General features: G+C 32.1%; 11 protein-coding genes and 1 pseudogene. 11 read left to right on the top strand and 1 reads right to left on the bottom strand.

Annotated elements, in window-relative coordinates:
• Positions 1-125: 125 nt before the first annotated feature.
• The 11 genes and pseudogenes from ABWH96_RS01100 to ABWH96_RS01150 all read left to right on the top strand — a co-directional run.
• Positions 126-3392: a DUF4175 family protein gene (locus ABWH96_RS01100; protein WP_375579705.1), complete on the top strand. Its 3267-nt coding sequence runs from the start codon at positions 126-128 to the stop codon at positions 3390-3392.
• The gene (locus ABWH96_RS01105; protein WP_375579706.1) at positions 3389-3790 is read left to right on the top strand and encodes an ATP-binding protein; all 402 of its coding nucleotides are present in this window, start codon (positions 3389-3391) and stop codon (positions 3788-3790) included. The genes ABWH96_RS01100 and ABWH96_RS01105 overlap by 4 nt, the downstream gene beginning before the upstream one ends.
• 3 nt (positions 3791-3793) lie before the next feature.
• Positions 3794-4219, top strand: a complete 426-nt coding sequence (gene ybeY / locus ABWH96_RS01110) for an rRNA maturation RNase YbeY (RefSeq protein ID WP_375579707.1) — start codon at positions 3794-3796, stop codon at positions 4217-4219.
• Between the two features lie 91 nt (positions 4220-4310).
• Positions 4311-6176 carry a tRNA uridine-5-carboxymethylaminomethyl(34) synthesis enzyme MnmG gene (gene mnmG, locus ABWH96_RS01115; protein WP_375579708.1) on the top strand — a complete coding sequence of 622 codons (1866 nt, stop codon included), beginning with the start codon at positions 4311-4313 and terminating at the stop codon, positions 6174-6176.
• A 2-nt stretch (positions 6177-6178) separates the two neighbouring features.
• Positions 6179-7063 (top strand): class I SAM-dependent methyltransferase, encoded by an 885-nt coding sequence (locus ABWH96_RS01120; protein WP_375579709.1) that lies wholly within the window; start codon positions 6179-6181, stop codon positions 7061-7063.
• On the top strand, positions 7060-8904 hold the full coding sequence (locus ABWH96_RS01125) for an Ig-like domain-containing domain (protein WP_375579710.1): 1845 nt from the start codon (positions 7060-7062) through the stop codon (positions 8902-8904). Before ABWH96_RS01120 ends, ABWH96_RS01125 begins: the two co-directional genes overlap by 4 nt.
• Before the next feature lie 353 nt (positions 8905-9257).
• Complete coding sequence (locus ABWH96_RS01130; protein WP_375579711.1) at positions 9258-11066, top strand: tetratricopeptide repeat protein; 1809 nt, start codon at positions 9258-9260, stop codon at positions 11064-11066.
• Between the two features lie 131 nt (positions 11067-11197).
• Positions 11198-12439, top strand: coding sequence for a DEAD/DEAH box helicase (locus ABWH96_RS01135; protein ID WP_375579712.1), 1242 nt, complete (start codon positions 11198-11200; stop codon positions 12437-12439).
• A gap of 358 nt (positions 12440-12797) precedes the next feature.
• Positions 12798-14540: a M14 family metallopeptidase gene (locus ABWH96_RS01140; protein ID WP_375579713.1), complete on the top strand. Its 1743-nt coding sequence runs from the start codon at positions 12798-12800 to the stop codon at positions 14538-14540.
• Positions 14537-14692 carry a hypothetical protein gene (locus ABWH96_RS01145; protein WP_375579714.1) on the top strand — a complete coding sequence of 52 codons (156 nt, stop codon included), beginning with the start codon at positions 14537-14539 and terminating at the stop codon, positions 14690-14692. The genes ABWH96_RS01140 and ABWH96_RS01145 overlap by 4 nt, the downstream gene beginning before the upstream one ends.
• Positions 14685-14864 (top strand): annotated as a pseudogene (locus ABWH96_RS01150) (DnaJ domain-containing protein); the annotation flags it as partial. The gene ABWH96_RS01145 and the pseudogene ABWH96_RS01150, both read left to right, overlap by 8 nt.
• An 871-nt stretch (positions 14865-15735) precedes the next feature.
• On the opposite strand, the gene ABWH96_RS01155 reads toward ABWH96_RS01150, so the two are convergent.
• Complete coding sequence (locus tag ABWH96_RS01155) at positions 15736-16749, bottom strand: PAS domain-containing protein (protein WP_375579715.1); 1014 nt, start codon at positions 16747-16749, stop codon at positions 15736-15738.
• Positions 16750-16766: the final 17 nt, after the last annotated feature.

The raw sequence follows: 16766 nt of genomic DNA on the forward strand, positions 1-16766 counted from the left end.
GCAACATAACGGAAGTTCTTAATAAGTTGAAAGCTTATAAGCGCAAATACTATTTAAACAAAATAGTAAAGGGGCTTATATTAAATTTAGCTTTTTTCCTATTTATATTATTGATTTCCAGTTGGTTGGAATACAGTTTTCAAATGGAAAGTTCTGGCAGAACTGTTGTTTTTCTAATCTCTGCCTTGAGTATAGTCTTTTTTCTAATTAGATATCTTTTCATCCCAAGTTATCACTTGATACAAAACGGTAAACATTTAAGTGATAAAGAAGCCGCCAAGCAAATCGGCAAATATTTCCCTGAAATAAGTGATAAGCTTCTGAATATCATACAGTTAAATGACTTAACAACTCGTGAAAACAGCTTGATCACGGCCAGTATCAATCAGAAATATGAAAAAATATCCTTATTAAATTTTAAGGAAAGTATTAACATAAGAAATGCTAATGCTGGCTACTTGCCTTATGTAGTTATTCCATCTGTCATAATTGGGTTAATTCTTATGTTTTCTCCTAATATGATAACAGAAGGAAGTTATAGAATCATAAAATTTAATGAAGAATTCATACCTAAAGCACCGTTCAAATTTTTTATTGAAAATGATAATTTGAAAGGATTTAAAGGAGAAAACTTTAGTCTGAAAGCCAAACTTGAGGGAAGTGAATTACCAAACGAGTTATTTATCAATAAGGATGGCATAAAACAGAAATTTGAAAAAGTTTCAAATAATGAATACCAATTTGTCATCAAGAATATTCAGAAGGATGTGAATTTCAGGCTTGAAGCTGCTGGATTCAATTCTGGAGACTATCAGCTAAAGGTTTATGAAAAACCAAGAGTTCAGGATATGAACATTACCCTAGATTATCCAGATTACATAGGAAGCAAAACAGAAAGAGTAAATAACTCTGGTAATTTGATAGTGCCTGAGGGAACAGAAGCTAATTGGTTGATTAAAAGTAAATCAAGTGATCAAATTTTATTTAAAGGAGAAAAAGATAGTGTTGAATTCAGTAAAATTGAAGATAACACATTCAACTTATCCAAAAAATTGACAAATAGTTTAACCTATGAATTAAACTTATTTAATAAAGATGCTGATTATAATCAAAAAATAAGCTATTCTATTGAAGTAATCAAAGATAAGTATCCTGAAATAAATCTTAATCCAATAAACGACAGCACCTATTTTAGTCAAGTGGCACTTGCTGGTGAAATAAGTGATGATTATGGGTTTTCACAATTAAGAATTGTTTATAATAAAACTCAAAATGGGGAATCTCTAGAAAAAGGATCAATTCCACTTCCTTTTGATAGAAAAATACTCAACCAAAAATATTTTAAAGTATGGGAAGTAGATTCTTTATTAAAGGACAATGATGTAGAACTAGAATACTATGTTGAAGTAGCCGATAATGATGGAATTAATGGGGCAAAATATTCAAAAAGTGCCACCTACACTTTTCAATTACCAAACGAAGAAGCAATAGAAGAGGAAATTAAAAAAACAAGTCAATCAACTGAAAATCAACTAGATAAAAACATTAAATCAACTTCAGAAACAAATAAAAAACTGGAAGAATTAGAGGAAATCTTGAAGACCAAGAGAAATTTAGATTGGGAAGATAAAAAATTGATAGAAGATATTTTTCAAGAGCGAGAGGATAGGAGAAAAGAACTAGAGAAAATTAAAAACGAATTAGAGAAGAACAGAGCCAAAAGAGATCGTTTTAATAAACAATACCCTAAAACTGAAGAAAAATCTAAACAGCTCGAAAGTTTGATGGAAGAGATGCTTCAAGACGAGAATGAAGAGTTGATGGAAAAAATTAAATCCTTATTAGAAGAACAAAATGAATCAGATGAATTCCGCGAATCTGTTGAAGATCTCAAAAAGCAAGAAAAGAACAAGCTTAAAGAAATGGAAAGGCTTATGGAGCTTTTCAAAAGAATGGAGATCGAATACGATATGAAGCAAGTAGGGGAAAGTGTTAAAGAACTTGAAAAGGAACAAAAAGCCCTAGCTGAAGAGAACGAGCCAAAAGAAGAAGAAGAGAGTTCCTCTAAAAGTGAAGAAGAAAATAATACAGAAAATGAAGATGCGGACGAAGAATTTAAATCAAAAGAAGAACAGGAAAAGGCCATAGAAGAACAAAAGGAATTAAATGAAAAATTTGAAAAAATTCAGGAAGAACTAAGAGACATTGAAAAGCGCAATCAATCTTTAAAACAACCTAATCAACTTCAGGATACCAAAGAGCAAGAAAATGAAATAGATTTAAGCCAGCAAAACAGCTTGCAGGAAATGCAAGAAAATGATAAAAGCGGGGCAGGTGAGCAGCAAAAAAAGTCTTCTGAGGAAATGAAGAAAATGTCTGAAATGCTTTCTTCCATGCAAATGAGTATGGAAATGGAAGCTTTACAAGAAAATATAGATGATTTGAGAAATATAGTGGACAATCTCTTGAAGCTTTCTTTCAGACAAGAAGAATTAATGAAAGACTTCCGAGAAGTAAATCCAAGTGACCCACGCTTCATAAGTTTATCTGAGAAACAGCTTGCCATGCAAGACGATGCTAAAATAGTTGAAGACAGCCTTACTTCACTAGCAGAGCGTGTTTTTCAGCTTAAAAACTTTATTAATAAGGAACTAGACCAAATGAATGAATCTATGGAGTCTAGTATTAAAGCATTACGAGAAAGAGAAAATGGTAAAGCCATAGGAGAACAACAATTTGCCATGACTGCCATGAACAATCTTGCACTGATGCTTGATGATGTTTTGGAGCAAATGCAGATGCAAATGCAATCATCTATGGGAATGGGGCAACAATCGAAAGGCAATGAGCAAACACCAAGTTTATCTGAAATGCAGAAATCCCTTAATCAACAAACAAAAGAGTTAAGTGAAGGGCAGAAGCAAGGAAGGCAATTTTCCGAAAAACTTGGAGAATTAGCTGGAGAACAAGCTAAAATCAGAAAAATGATGGAAGAGCTTGAAAAACAATTGGGTAAAGATGGTGATGAAGGCGGAAAAGAAAATGGTGGTAATACTGGTGATATCTCTGAAGAAATGGAGAAAATAGAAGAAGATTTAGTCAACAAAAGATTAGATCGTCAACTAATAGAAAGACAACAAAAAATTGTTACTCGATTACTGGAGTCTGAAAAGGCAAGGGAAGAGCAAGAAGAAAAGGATGAAAGAAAAGGGGAAACCGCCACTGAATATGAAAGAGACCGAATCCCAAATGCATTTGAAGAGTATATAAAAGAAAAGGAAAAAGAAATTGAGCAACTTAGAAATGTACCGCCCAATTTTACGCCTTACTATAAAAATGAAATTAATAAGTATTATAATCGATTAAAATCTAAAGAAAACCTAATACGATGAGTGAAATCAGTATAAGTATTCCATCTCTCAGCGAGAACATAAGAATAGTTGAGAGCTTTATTGACAATGCTAAAGAGAAGTTTGACTTGAATGATGACATTTACGGCAATATTATGATAGCCGTAACAGAGTCTGTCAACAATGCCATCCTGCATGGAAACGAAAGCAATAAAGACAAAAATGTTTTTTTAACACTAAACATGGAAGACAACACTATTGTCTTTAATGTTTCTGACGAAGGCAAAGGCTTTGATTATAATTCACTTCCTGATCCAACTGCACCAGAAAATATAGATAAGCCAGGAGGAAGAGGAATATTCTTAATGAAAGCTTTAAGTGATGAATTGAGCTTTGAAGATGATGGCAAAAAAGTAAAACTAAGCTTTTATATCAGTTAATTAATGAGTGAAATATACTTTTTTAAAGAGGATTGTCAGATAGATTTAAGAAAGCTAAAAAAGTATAAGGCTTGGCTTAAGAAGCTAGCAAACCTCTACAGTTATGAAATACTAGAGCTGAATTACATATTTTGCTCTGATAAATATTTACATAAAATCAATTTGGATTATTTAAATCATGATACTTATACTGATATCATCACCTTTGATTTAGGAGAAGAATCCGAAAATAAAGAAATAGAGTCTGATATATTTATTAGCCTGGAAAGAGTAAAGGAAAATGCAGCTAAATTAAATTCCCTCTGGACAGAGGAGCTGAGCAGAGTTATGGCACATGGATTGCTACACCTTGTAGGATTCAAGGATAAAACGGATTCAGAACAAAAAGAAATGAGATTAGCGGAAGATCAAGCGCTAGAATTATTATAGATAGTAAGGTGTTCCACGTGGAACACTTCAAAGTAAACTAAAATTAGAAAACAGGTGTTCCACGTGGAACACTTTTCATAATAATATTGATATGTTTCAAGATTACGATTTAATTGTAGTAGGAGGGGGTCATGCCGGTTGCGAAGCAGCAGCTGCTGCAGCAAATATGGGTTCGAAAGTATTACTCGCTACAATGAATATGAACACTATTGCGCAAATGTCATGCAACCCCGCAGTAGGTGGGGTAGCTAAAGGGCAAATTGTAAGAGAAATAGATGCTTTAGGCGGATATTCTGGAATCATTGCCGATAAATCCATGATTCAATTTAGAATGCTCAATAAATCAAAAGGCCCTGCAATGTGGTCTCCTAGGACACAAAATGATAGAATGCGCTTTGCGGAAGAGTGGAGATTACAATTAGAAAGAATCCCAAATGTTGACTTTTGGCAGGAAATGGTCTCTGGTATCATTGTAGAAGATCATAAGGTAGTAGGAATTGAAACCAGTATGGGTTTAAAGATAAAAGCAAAGGCTGTTGTCTTAACTAATGGTACATTCCTAAATGGCTTGATACATATAGGTGAAAAACAGTTTGGTGGGGGTAGATCAGCAGAAAGAGCTTCTAAAGGTATAACTGAACAATTAGAAGACCTAGGCTTTGAATCTGGAAGAATGAAGACAGGTACACCTCCAAGAGTGGATGGTAGAACGATTGACTACTCTAAAATAGAAGAACAAAAAGGAGATGAACAACCTGAAAAATTCTCTTTTACAAAAGAAACTAAAGTGCTTGATAGACAAAGAAGCTGTCACATTACCTATACAAATCCTCTCGTTCACGAGATTTTGGAAGAAGGATTTGAAAGATCGCCCATGTTTAATGGTAGAATTCAAGGTTTAGGCCCAAGATACTGTCCATCTATAGAAGATAAGATTAATCGATTTGCAGAAAGAAATAGACATCAAATATTTGTTGAGCCTGAAGGTTGGGATACAGTAGAAGTTTATGTTAATGGATTTTCTACTTCATTACCAGAAGATATCCAATATAAAGCCATAAGAGAAATTGAAGGGTTTAAGGATGTTAAAATGTTCCGTCCTGGTTATGCGATTGAATATGACTTCTTTCCTCCAACTCAATTAAAAACTACATTAGAAACAAAATTAGTGGAGAACCTTTATTTCGCAGGACAAATAAACGGAACTACAGGATACGAGGAAGCAGCTTGCCAGGGATTAATGGCTGGCATAAATGCACATCTAAAGATCAATGATAAAGATCCATTTATACTAAGTAGATCCGAAGCTTATATAGGAGTATTGATTGATGACTTAATTAACAAAGGTACAGACGAACCTTACAGAATGTTTACTTCCAGAGCTGAACATAGAATCCTATTAAGACAAGATAATGCAGATGTTAGATTAACACCTCTAGGACATCTAATTGGTTTAGCTTCTGATGAGAGAATGAAGTATGTTGAAGAAAAACAATCCCATATTGACGCCTTTATTGAAAACTTAAAGTCTCATAAAGTTAAGCCTAATAGTGTCAATGAAAATCTAGCAAATGTTAATTCATCCCCTATTAAAGAGAAGGCAACTGCATATAGCATTTTAAAGAGGCCTGAAATTAGCTTTAAGGAATTACAACAAATAGAAACTGAATTAAATCAAATTATAAATGGATATAGTAAAGAAGTAATCGAAGCTTCAGAAATTCATATCAAATATGAAAGCTATATTGAAAAGGAAAATCAATTGATTGAAAAGATGAAAAACCTGGAAGATTTAAAAATCAAGGATTCACTAGATTTTGATCAAATTCCTGCTTTATCAGCTGAAGCTAAAGAAAAATTCAGAAAGGTTAGGCCACAGACATTAGGACAAGCATCAAGGATTAGCGGAGTAACTCCAGCAGATATTTCAATTTTAATGGTTTATTTAGGAAGGTAAATATGTACGAAAAACTTAACGAATGCCCCGTTTGTAGTGCTTCGAATTTAAAAAATCATCTAGTTGTTAAAGATCATTCCGTTAGTCAGGAAAGCTTTAATATAATGCTTTGTGATAATTGTAATTTCCAATTTACAAACCCAAGACCTAGTGAAGAAGAAATAGGGAAATACTATCAGTCAGAAGAATATATCTCGCATTCAGATAAAGCAAATTCTCCTATTAATTTTATATATAAACTAGCGAGAAAATACGCCCTAGCCTCAAAAAGAAAGTTGATAAATTCTGTGGCAAAAGAAAAGAAAGGAAGACTTCTTGACTATGGATGTGGTACTGGTTATTTTCTTGAAACCATGAAAGAAAATGGTTGGAAAACCTATGGATTAGAACCAAATGAACAGGCAAGAAAAATTGCAAATACTAAATCAAAAGTAAAAGAAAGTTTAGAAGAATTAAATCTTAAGAATAAGAAGTTTGATATTATTACATTGTGGCATGTATTAGAACACATACACAATATAAATGATACCATTAAAGTTCTTAAGACAATATTAAAAGAAAAAGGTAAAATCGTAATAGCTGTCCCTAATATTGAAAGCTACGAACAAGGAGTTTTTAAAGAAGATTGGGCAGCTTATGATGTACCACGCCACCTCTATCATTTTAGCCAAGAGACTATGAAGACACTCATGCTCAAGCATGGTCTTAAAATTAAGAAAGTATACCCAATGAAATTGGATGCATATTATATTAGCCTATTAAGCAACAAATACAAATTCAATAAAAATAAATTCCTAAAATCATTCTTAACTGGCTATAAATCAAACAGTTATGCAAGTTCTAACAAGAATAATTACTCAAGTCTTATATACGTTATCAAAAAATGATTAGAAAGCTTTTATCTTTATCTATTATAATAATAATTTATGCTTGTGCTACTGTTCAAAGTCCTACAGGAGGGGAGAAAGATGAAAAAGCACCTGTTCTATACGAGTCCAATCCTAAAAACCAATCCATAAATTTTAAAGGCAAAGAAATTAAATTGTTTTTTAATGAGTGGATGAAACTGGAACAACTTGACAATGAATTGATCATTACTCCTAGAGAGGATATAGAATTTGAAGCTTCACTCAAAAAACAAGAATTAATCATTACACTAGAAGAAAAATTAAAAGATTCAACAACCTATACATTTAATTTTAGAAAAGCTCTAAAAGATATAACTGAAGGAAATTTATGGGAAGATCCAATAATTGCCTTTAGCACGGGACCATTCCTTGATTCACTAGAAGTATCAGGTACTGTATTAGATATTAAAAATAATTCAAAACAAGAAGGTTTTCTAGTAGGCTTATACTCTAATGAATATGATACTGCTAATATGAGGCAAGGTAAACCCGTATACTTCACCACAACAGATAAAGAGGGAAACTATAAAATGGAAAACCTCAAGGCTGGAAGTTATAAACTGTACACCTTTAAAGATAGTAATGATAATTTAATAAATAACCCCCAATCAGAACCTTTTGGATTTCACTCTGAAGTAATTGAATTATATGACAGTATTGGTAATATCAATATGAATACCTATAGTAGAAATGAAGATACTTTGAAACTAAAAAAGTTTAGTCCAGTTGGTAAAGATTTTACAATTCAATATAACAAAGGTTTACAGAGTTATTCTATATTAAACCCGAAAGATTCCAATCAATTTATTTATGCTAACGACATAGAAAAATCAAAACATTTAAAAATCTATAAGGAAAACTTTCCAAAACACGGATATGATACAGACTCAACTTTACTAATTGTTAATGTTTCAGATTCGATTGGTAATGAAAGAAGTAATTCTGTATATTTCAAATTAAGAGAAAGTAGATTATCAAACGACAGTATTCAGATAACTGGCAAACCAAACGCAAAAATAACGTCAGGCAACCAAGAATTTAATATTGAATTTTCAAAGCCAGTTCATACAATAAATTATGATTCAATAGAACTTAGGATCGATACAATTCCTATTTATAAATTTACAGATGAAGATTTAGTATTATCAAAAAATAGAAAACAAATCAAAATCAATTCACTAATTGATAAGGACGAAATACAAAATATAACTGATAGTCTATCTGAGCTAAAAAGTAAGCTAAGTACCGATAGTTTAAAAAATAATAGAACCGATAGTACTACTGTTTCTGATTCAATCAAAACTCAGGATAATGAATTAGAAGAACCAAATCCAACGATCGGTAGAGATTCAAGGAGTGGAACATCTTCACAGAATGGCTCAATGAAACTTCAACTATACTTAGGTAAAGCAGCCTTTTTGGGAATAGAAAAAGATTCAACAAAAGCTACGAGTATTTCATTTAGTTTTATGAAAGCAGAAAACTATGGAATCATTAAAGGAAAAGTGATTGATCCAGCCTTTCCCTTTGTTATAGAATTACTAAATGACAAATATGAGGTTATAGATACTTTAATTAATGAAAAAGAATTTCAATTTAATTATGTAGATCCGGGAGATTATAGATTAAGATTATTGAAAGACGAAAATTCAAATCAAAAGTGGGATGCGGGTGACCCGTTTTTACTGGAGCCAGAGGAAGAATATATATATCTAAATGAGCTTATTACAGTTAAAGCAAACTGGGAAGTGATAGATAAAAACTTTAATTTCAGTGTGGATAATGAGGTGGATAATGGTGAAGAAGATGAGGACTTATAAACATTTATAAACAAATCAATTTAGATTATTGATGGATGTGAACAAAGCACTCTAATAAGTGAGCAAAAGTCCAATCTATCGACAACTTAATCCACACATAAAATATCCACTTCATCAGCTGAAATCTTATGCACAAAAAAAGTAAAAAATGTTAATTAATTAAAGTTCAATAGTTTAAAAGTTGATAATAGATAAACTTATATACATTTAATGATCAATTATGAAACTAATTATTTATAAAGCTTATTTATCCACATATCAACAGCTTTAACAATAGATAATAGTTTATATATAATTAAATAATATAATATTATGTGTGTGGAAAAGAGGAGAAAGTTAAAGAGCTAAGAAAAATGAAATATTACTTATTTACATATTTATTTTTGACAACAATCTTTTGCTTTGGTCAATCGAACCAAAAAATTAGTTTGGCTAATGCTTATTATCAGGAAGGAGAATATGACAAAGCAATTTCAGTTTATCGAGAACTGGCTGACTCTCCTCAAAATATTTCATTTATCCACAATAATTACCTTGAGATATTATATGCGAAACAATACAATAAAGAAGCAGAAAAATATTTAAAATCAGTAAATAAAAATTATCCAAATAACATAAGTTATCAAGTAGATTTTGTGGATTTTTACATCACCACAAATGATAGTACAAAAGCAGAAAAAGCGTATAGTCAAATTGAAGATCAAGTCCTTGAAAATTTAGGTAATCTAAGATCGGCAGCTCAATTTTTTATCAATAAGCAGCATCGTGAATATGCAGAGCGATTATACTTATCCGCTCGTGAAATAATGAGAGACCCTAATGCATTTGCCATACAATTAGCTACTTTATATAGATATACAAACCAAAAGGATAAAATGGTGGATGAATATTTGAAATATGCTATTGAAAGACCAGGCAATTTACGATATGTAAAAAATATGCTTCAATTATCCTTAACCGAGGAAGATGAACTTCAATCCTTTGTGGAAAAAATAATGGAGAAAATGCAGAAGGGCAATGAGAAAGATATGTATGCAGATCTTTTGATTTGGGCCAATTTGCAATTAGAAAATTTTTATGGAGCCTTTGTGCAGGCTAGAGCAATTGATAAAAGAAATCAACTTGAAGGAAAGAATAGTTTAGAAATTGGTGAGCTTGCTTTTGAAAATGAAGATTATGATGTAGCTGAAATGATTTTTTCTTATATCGTGGATAATTATCCAAATTCAAGAAATTATATAAAAGCAAAACAATTAAAGATTACAACTCAGGAAATAAAAGTTAAAAATCATTTTCCTGTAGATACTTCTGCAATTAGAAACTTGGTAGTGTCTTATAAAAAATTAATAGACGAGATAGGACTTTCTCATTATACTTTAGATGCTTATCGACAACAAGCAATGCTCCATGCGTTTTATCTTGAAGAGCATGAAAAAGCTACAGATATGCTGAAAGATATAATAAATTTTCCCAATGCAGAGGATAAAATAATTGGATTAGCTAAACTTAACTTAGGTGATATTTATGTAATTATTGAACAACCCTGGGAATCCGTTTTACTTTATTATCAAGTTGAAAAAAGCCACAAAAATGAAAATTTAGGAGAAACGGCTAAATTGAAAAATGCAAAGCTTTCCTTTTACAAAGGAGAATTTGAATTAGCACAAGAACATCTAGATATTTTAAAAAATGCAACGAGAAGAGAAATAGCAAATGATGCAATGGATTTGAGTATTTTAATTAAAAACAATACCATTTTGGATAGTACGCAAAAGGCGCTTCGCGCCTATGCTGATGTTGACCTCTTGCTTTATCAGAATAAATATCAAGATGCTCAAAATATACTAGATAGTTTAATTTTGGAATATAAAGAACACCCGATATTGGATGAGTTACTTTGGCTCAAAGCAAAAAGAAATAAAGAAACGGGTGAGTATGAAGAGGCAATAAAACTATTAAAAAGAATAGTGTTTGATATGCCTTATGATATTTTAACAGATGATGCACTTTTTGAAATGGCATTAATTTTTGAAGAATTAATTCAGGATAATGAAAAAGCAAAAGAATATTATCAACAATTGTTGACGGATTATCCAGGAAGCATATTCGTAGCAGAAGCCAGAAAACGATTCCGAAACCTTAGAGGTGATTTTGTTAATTAACTTTTCTACAGAAAAATTAAAATACCCATTCTACCATTAATGCATTCTATTTGACTACCTTTGATTTTTAATTTTTCACACCTAGAGTTCCTTTTCGTTTATGCGTTGATAGGAACAATTAAATCCTAAATATGCGATTCGAAGAACTTAATATTATTGCGCCTATCTTAAGAGCGCTAAAACAAGAAAATTATACAGAACCCACTTCCATTCAAGAACAAGCCATTCCGCTTTTGTTAGATAAGAATGACATTATGGCCAGTGCGCAAACAGGCACAGGAAAAACAGCAGCTTTTGCAATTCCTATTTTGCAGCATCTTGAAAATGAAAAAGCAAATTCAAAAAATATCAAATCATTAATTTTAACTCCCACCCGTGAATTAGCAATTCAAATAGGAGAAAGTTTTTCAACATATGGAAAATATACTTCCATCAGAAATACTGTAATTTTTGGCGGGGTAAATCAAAATAAGCAAACCACGGCCATTAGAAATGGAGTAGATGTATTGATTGCAACTCCGGGAAGATTGCTGGATTTAATGAATCAAGGTTTTATCAATTTAAAAGATATTCAATATTTTGTTTTAGATGAAGCCGATAGAATGTTGGATATGGGTTTCATTCATGATATCAGAAAAGTGATTGCGGTTTTGCCACAAAAGAGACAGTCATTATTTTTCTCGGCTACTATGCCTGATACCATAGTGGAACTTTCAAGAAAAATATTAAATAACCCGAAGAAAATAGCCGTAACTCCAGTTTCTTCTACAGCGCAAACTATTCAGCAATATTTATATTACACCAATAAATCGACCAAGAAAGATTTATTATTGCACATTTTGAAAGATCCTAAAATGGATCAGGTTTTACTTTTTGATAGAACTAAACATGGTGCAGATCGAATTGTAAAAGAACTGAAAAAGAAAAATATTTCTGCGGCTGCTATTCACGGAGACAAAGCCCAAAATCAAAGACAAAAAGCACTGAATCAATTTAAAGATAAAGAAATTCGAGTTTTAGTGGCAACTGATATTGCAGCCCGTGGAATTGATATTGATAAATTACAGTATGTGATCAATTTTGACATCCCGAATGTGGCGGAAACTTATGTACACAGAATTGGCCGATCAGGTAGGGCAGGCGAAGCTGGTGTATCCATTTCACTTTGCGAACCAGAAGAAAACGATTATTTAAGAGACATCGAAAAGTTAATCAAGCAAAAAATTCCGGTTGTGAATGAAAATCCATTTCCTCAAACGGATAAGCCTATGACCACAGCTGAGAAGAAGGAATTTGAAAAAGAAAAACAACGGAGAAAACAAGAGTTTTTTGCCAACAGAAAGAAAAACGGAAATAGGGGAGGAAGAAGGTAAACTTTCTTTTATTTTCTTCAAGTTGATTTACTCCTGCTATCTTATTTTTCGCTTTAGCGAAAAACCTTTTGTTTTCTTTTGAATCTTTTGTGGTTAAAAACTAAAGTTTGTTAATCTATACCAACGGTAGCAAATATCCACTACGACTTGTCCCGTATTGATTGGGAAAGAAACAAGAGAACACAAAAGAAAATAACTTTAGTTATTTTTCAGGATTTCAGTGAAATATAAGCTCCAAAGTTAAACTTGATAGAATTCGAAGTTAAACACACGGATTAGTGATGAAAATGAACTGTGACAAATTAAGACTAATCAATTCTGATTTTGTAATTTTAAATTTCAACTCAAAATATTCAATATGAAGCGTGCATTAATATTCATCTTATTTATTTTTAGTTCCGTTTTTTCGAATGCTCAGAAATTAATGACAGCATTTGAAAAATCAAATGGAAAAGAGACTGCTACTTATCAGGAGGGAATTAATTTTTATAAAAAATTAGCTCAGCAATTTCCTCAGATTGATATGCAGGAAATGGGCAAAACGGATAGTGGCGAGCCTTTGCACTTGGTAGTTTTTAATAAGGGGGAAAGATTTCGTTTTAATGAATTACAAAATTCGGGAAAACCGATTCTATTCATCAACAATGGCATTCATCCAGGCGAATCAGATGGAATAGATGCATCTATGATGATGTTGAGAAATTGGGCACAAAATATTTCCCAATATTCTTTTTTGGATAGTGTGATTGTGGCGGTGATTCCGTTTTACAATATTGGTGGAGCACTCAACAGAAATAGCACTACCCGAACAAATCAAAATGGGCCAGAATCATATGGCTTCAGGGGCAATGCACAAAATTATGATTTGAATAGGGATTTTATCAAAATGGATTCTAAAAATGCATTTGCTTTTGCAGAAATTTTCCATCAACTCGATCCTGATGTTTTTATAGATACCCACGTGACCAATGGTTCCGATCATCAGCATGTAGTGACGGTTTTAACTACTCAGCATAATAAATTGGGTGGCAAACTAGGACAATATCTGGAAGAAGAATTTGAGCCCATGATTTTTGAGCAGATGGAAGCAAAGGGAAGAAACCCAATTGAGTATGTAAATGTGCACGGAACTACACCTGAAAATGGTTGGACTCAATTTTGGGATGCACCAAGATATTCAACAGGTTATACCACATTATTTCAAACTTTTGGTTTTATGACCGAAGACCATATGTGGAAAGATTACAAAAGCAGAGTGGAGAATATTTATGATTTTTTAAACATTGCTTCAGAACTTACCGCTCAAGAAGGCGCTAAAATTCAAAAATTAAAAGCAGAAGATAGAGAGCAGATGTTAGAATCTGATTCATTGCCTATTATTTGGAAAAATGATAAGGAGGAATTTAAAATGATTACTTTGGAGGGTTTTGAAACCAGCAAACCTGAAAGTGAGCTGACGAAAACCCCATTATTGAAATATGACAGAAAGAATACATTTGAAAAGGATGTCCCTTTCTATAATCATTATAAAGTAGAAAAATCAGTTCGTGTACCTGATTATTATGTTATTCCACAAGGATGGTTTGAAGTGATCAATAGACTGAAAGCAAATGGTGTGAAAATGGAAGCATTGAAAAAGGATACTGTGATTTCAGTTGAGGTTTATCATATTGAAAATTTTAAAACAGTTTCAAATCCGTATGAAGGACATTACTTGCATTATAATACTAAAGTGAAAAGTTCAACTCAGAAAATTGCATTTCGAAAAGGTGATTATTTAATTGATACTCAACAAAAGGGGAAAAGATATTTGGTAGAAACATTAGAGCCAGAAGCTCAGGATTCATTTTTTAACTGGAATTTTTTCGATAGCATTTTGCAACAAAAGGAAAATTTTTCAGCATATGTTTTTGAGCCTAAAGCCAAGGAAATTTTAGCAAATCTACCTTCAGAAGAACAAGCTGAATTTTACGAAAAACAAAAAAGCGATTCTGTATTTGCATCAAATAATTATGCTCAGCTGGATTGGATTTTCAAGCGCTCTGAACATTATGAAAAATCTCATAAACGATATCCTGTTTATAGGTTGATGGAAAAATGAAAAGAATATGGCAAAATCCATTCTTTAAAATTGCACTAAGTACTTTAGCAGGAATGTTAATAGGTTATTTTCTCAATAATATTTCTTTGTTTACCGGAATAGGTTTTGCTTTAGGCTTAGGCTACTTTTATATTGCTCGATCAAATGGCTAGAATAAAAAGAACTTATTTAGAATCCATTTCTATTTTAGGCTTAAGTACAGGTGCTTCACCAGAAGAAATTAAGGAGGCCTATCGAAAATTAGCCAAGCAATATCATCCTGATGTTTATCAACTAGATGGTGGAGAAAAATTCAAAGAGATCAATTCGGCTTATAGATTCTTAAAGAAGCATCCTGATCCCCCAGAAAACCTAACTCAAAAAAGAACAACACAATCTACTTTTTATCCACCGCAAGATGATTATGTTCGCAGAAAAAGAGAATATTTTCGCAGAAAGAAAGCGAAGCAAGCGCAACAAAAGCAAGAGATGTATTTGTGGATGATGCGAAAAGTAAAGCCATTTGTATTAACTGTTTTAGCTTTCAATATTTTACTTGCATTAGATTACTTGCTTCCAACTTTAAAAGAAGAAAGGGAATTAATTAATTATACCATGAATTCTACAAGAAAGAGCGTGATTGATTTTGAGATAAGATATAAGTATTCCGTAATATTCGATGATAACCAAAGAATGTCATTTGAGGTAGATAGAAAAGATTTAGTAAATAGAAAGGATCAATATACTTTAGAGACCAGCCTTTTGTTTGGCACATGCATCAAAGCTATCCATCACAAATCAGGAGAAGAGCTAAACCCTCAGTATAGTGTTTATAAAATATTTGGTGTTATCATTCCATTTGTCTTTTTATTACAGTATTTATATTTTTATAAAGTAAAAAACTATGATTTGCGATTAGGACTGGTAGCCTTTATGATAATATCAGTTTTAATGCAAATAAGTTTAACATTTTTTTAAGTACTTAAGAGATTTCTAAAAAATTACAAAAAAGGGTCAATGGGGGCTTAGCTATTTATTTTGGAATAGAAAGCTTAATTGCAGCAGTATTGTCAGCAGTTGGTTTTTTAGTTATGATTTACAAAGCCGTCTTCTTAGAAGGTAACTATAACTTGGAGATGTATCCCATAATTGGTTTAATAATTTAGGGTCTAATGACGTATGTCCTATTACGAATTGGATATAATGAAATTGAAAATTAAGAGTTATGAAAATGCTCTTTCAAATCAGATAATTTAGCAAAAAGCTCTTTTCCTTCTTCAGTATCATAACTCACTTTCACAATGTCACGAATAGTGTGATCTAGTTGCCCAACAGAATCTTTCATATATTCCAAAGCGGTTTTATTATTTTCCGATAAGTCATCAAAATCAATTAATTGCATTAGGCCTAAAATACTTGCAACAGGAGCACGAACTTCATGAGAAGCTTTGAAAGCAACTTCCTCTAACTTTTCATTATATTTTTTCAGTTGTTCCAGCTGATTGATTTGTTCTGATATATCATGATAAACACAAACCACCTCATCATTCGGTAATTTGTAAAACGCTCCCTTTCGCCATGAATCTATATTTTCATCTTGATACCGTAATAGTGGGAAACTAGCATGTCCCTTTTGATAAGCTTCTTCTATATAAAAAGTAAATCCACCAGAATCTGTCCCTGGATAAATCTGACTTACTTCTCTTCCTATCACTTCTTCTTTATTTTTTTTATCTAATTTCTCAGCGCCATGATTGAAATCTGTTATGATGAATTTATCCTGCATCTTTTTCATCACTATTACGCCTTCACTGATATGGTTAAATAATTGGCTGAATCTCCTTTCTTGAAAACTCTTCTCTTTTTCTAGGCGCATTTCCTCAGTCTTTTCAATCCTTACTGAGAAGTACTCTTTCACTCTCTTATTCTCAATGATGGGTACTATGGTAGTGGCTACCCAATATTGTGAACCATCTTTTGCTTCGTTTAAAATATTTCCTTGCCAGACATTACCTCTACCTATTGTTCTCCATAAATCTTTGAAATACTCCCTATGATGATAGCCAGAATTCACTATGCTATGTGGTGCACCTATTAATTCCCCTTCATTATATTTTGAGATTTTACAGAATTGGTCATTTACATATTTAATTTCCCCTTTAAGGTTAGTAGCGGAAATGATACTATGTTGATTCAACACATCAAAATAAGTGTAGATTTTATCTCTCATCTAAAAGGAATTTCAAA

Origin of the sequence: Marivirga tractuosa, from assembly GCF_042140215.1 — a bacterium.
In the GTDB taxonomy this organism is placed as follows: domain Bacteria; phylum Bacteroidota; class Bacteroidia; order Cytophagales; family Cyclobacteriaceae; genus Marivirga; species Marivirga tractuosa_A.

What these genes read in the sequence shown, in the direction of transcription:
- ABWH96_RS01145 (WP_375579714.1), top strand. Translation starts at nt 14,537, where the DNA reads ATGAAAAGAATATGGCAAAATCCATTCTTTAAAATTGCACTAAGTACT.
- mnmG (WP_375579708.1), top strand. Translation starts at nt 4,311, where the DNA reads ATGTTTCAAGATTACGATTTAATTGTAGTAGGAGGGGGTCATGCCGGT.
- ABWH96_RS01105 (WP_375579706.1), top strand. Translation starts at nt 3,389, where the DNA reads ATGAGTGAAATCAGTATAAGTATTCCATCTCTCAGCGAGAACATAAGA.
- ABWH96_RS01130 (WP_375579711.1), top strand. Translation starts at nt 9,258, where the DNA reads ATGAAATATTACTTATTTACATATTTATTTTTGACAACAATCTTTTGC.
- ABWH96_RS01135 (WP_375579712.1), top strand. Translation starts at nt 11,198, where the DNA reads ATGCGATTCGAAGAACTTAATATTATTGCGCCTATCTTAAGAGCGCTA.
- ABWH96_RS01155 (WP_375579715.1), bottom strand. Translation starts at nt 16,749, where the DNA reads ATGAGAGATAAAATCTACACTTATTTTGATGTGTTGAATCAACATAGT.
- ABWH96_RS01120 (WP_375579709.1), top strand. Translation starts at nt 6,179, where the DNA reads ATGTACGAAAAACTTAACGAATGCCCCGTTTGTAGTGCTTCGAATTTA.
- ABWH96_RS01125 (WP_375579710.1), top strand. Translation starts at nt 7,060, where the DNA reads ATGATTAGAAAGCTTTTATCTTTATCTATTATAATAATAATTTATGCT.
- ybeY (WP_375579707.1), top strand. Translation starts at nt 3,794, where the DNA reads ATGAGTGAAATATACTTTTTTAAAGAGGATTGTCAGATAGATTTAAGA.
- ABWH96_RS01140 (WP_375579713.1), top strand. Translation starts at nt 12,798, where the DNA reads ATGAAGCGTGCATTAATATTCATCTTATTTATTTTTAGTTCCGTTTTT.